The organism is Hungatella sp. SL.1.14 (assembly GCF_024460495.1).
Lineage (GTDB): Bacteria > Bacillota > Clostridia > Lachnospirales > Lachnospiraceae > Hungatella > Hungatella hathewayi.
In genome coordinates this window covers 1-288 of record NZ_JANFYJ010000531.1, presented here as the reverse complement: position 1 = coordinate 288, position 288 = coordinate 1, and the positions used below count along the sequence as shown (strand labels likewise).

1 pseudogene is annotated in these 288 nt (G+C 47.6%); it reads right to left on the bottom strand.

The features are described 5' to 3' along the window. Positions 1-87 precede the first annotated feature (87 nt). A pseudogene (locus tag NE473_RS32160) lies at positions 88-288 on the bottom strand (hypothetical protein); the annotation flags it as partial.

The following is a 288-nucleotide window of genomic DNA, read 5'->3' as shown; positions in this document are numbered from 1 at the left end:
TTTTACTTTTTTTTGCTTTTTGCAGTACGAAGCTCAATCTGCCGGCTGATTTCGTCCACCTGCTTCGAAGGTACATACTCCTCCTCGTCAAATAAAAACTTCCTTCGGCATATTTGCCACCATATCCGCCATACTTGCTCCCATGGTGGCGGCATTCTGCGCCAGCATGTTGATGTTGGTCATAATGGCATTCAAAAGCGCCTGCAGGGAATAGAGACGCTGGTTGTCGATATACAGCATGGACTGTTTCTGTGCTTTGCCTACTGGAACGACTGGTACCAGTCCATG